This window comes from Streptomyces sp. NPDC059398, assembly GCF_042751845.1.
In the GTDB taxonomy this organism is placed as follows: Bacteria; Actinomycetota; Actinomycetes; order Streptomycetales; family Streptomycetaceae; genus Streptomyces.
Genome location: NZ_JBHYWP010000017.1, coordinates 25,238 through 26,642, shown reverse-complemented (window position 1 = coordinate 26,642; position 1,405 = coordinate 25,238). Strand labels below are relative to the sequence as shown.

Sequence of the window (1,405 nt, the reverse complement as noted above, 5' to 3'; positions counted from 1 at the left end):
CCCGCCTCCCCCGCGCACGCCGCTCCAAAACCCCCCGGCGTGTGTTCCCCCCCGGGTGCGGCCCCGCCCCCCCCCCCCCCCCCGGGGCGGGCCCCCCACCGCCGCTGCAGGTGGGCAGGGACGAAGCCGGTGTGCGGCGTGCCACACGGGGGCGGGAACCGGGGGCGTGTGGGGTCCGATAGCCTGACGTCGGAAGTCTCTTCACATCAAGATTCAGTTCCGGATGTGAGCTTCGGGGACTTCCCGCACCAGGGGCAGGGACCCCCACCGCCAGCTGTCTTACGGAGAACGCCATGACCCGCACTCCTGTGAATGTCACCGTCACCGGCGCGGCCGGCCAGATCGGCTACGCGCTGCTCTTCCGCATCGCCTCGGGCCACCTGCTCGGCTCGGACGTGCCGGTCAAGCTGCGTCTCCTGGAGATCCCGCAGGGGCTGAAGGCCGCCGAGGGCACCGCGATGGAGCTCGACGACTGCGCCTTCCCGCTGCTCCAGGGCATCGAGATCACGGACGACCCGAACGTCGCCTTCGCCGGGGCCAACGTCGCGCTCCTGGTCGGCGCCCGTCCGCGTACCAAGGGCATGGAGCGCGGTGACCTGCTCGCGGCCAACGGCGGCATCTTCGGCCCGCAGGGCAAGGCCATCAACGACAACGCCGCGGACGACATCAAGGTCCTGGTCGTCGGCAACCCGGCCAACACCAATGCGCTCATCGCGCAGGCGTCCGCCCCGGACGTACCGGCCGACCGCTTCACCGCGATGACCCGTCTCGACCACAACCGTGCGATCTCGCAGCTCTCGCAGAAGACCGGCGTTCCGGTCTCCGAGATCCGCCGTCTCACCATCTGGGGCAACCACTCCGCCACGCAGTACCCGGACATCTTCCACGCCGAGGTCGCGGGCAAGAACGCCGCCGAGACCGTCAACGACGAGAAGTGGCTGGCCGACACCTTCATCCCGACCGTCGCCAAGCGCGGCGCGGCGATCATCGAGGCGCGTGGCGCGTCCTCGGCCGCATCGGCCGCCAACGCCGCCATCGACCACGTCCACACCTGGGTCAACGGCACGGCGGACGGCGACTGGACCTCAATGGGTATTCCGTCGGACGGCTCCTACGGTGTCCCCGAGGGCCTCATCTCCTCCTTCCCGGTCACCACGAAGGACGGCAAGTACGAGATCGTCCAGGGCCTGGAGATCAACGACTTCTCGCGTGCCCGCATCGACGCGTCCGTGAAGGAGCTCGCCGAGGAGCGCGACGCGGTCCGCGAGCTCGGCCTGATCTGATCCGAGCCGATCCCCGTCCGTCTGTACGGAACGTCCCCGCTGTCCATTTGGTGGGCGGGGTCGTTCGGTTTTCGGGTTTGCGTGCGGGGGGGTGGGTGTGGGGCCGGGGGGGCGCTGCCCCC

At 70.2% G+C, this 1,405-nt stretch carries 1 protein-coding gene; it reads left to right on the top strand.

What is annotated here, in order from left to right; all coding sequences use genetic code 11:
- Positions 1-293: 293 nt before the first annotated feature.
- Positions 294-1,283, top strand: coding sequence for a malate dehydrogenase (locus tag ACFXBC_RS08925; protein ID WP_385020450.1), 990 nt, complete (start codon positions 294-296; stop codon positions 1,281-1,283).
- Positions 1,284-1,405 lie beyond the last annotated feature (122 nt).

Coding starts and splice junctions, on each gene's coding strand:
- ACFXBC_RS08925 (WP_385020450.1), top strand. CDS start 294: ATGACCCGCACTCCTGTGAATGTCACCGTCACCGGCGCGGCCGGCCAG.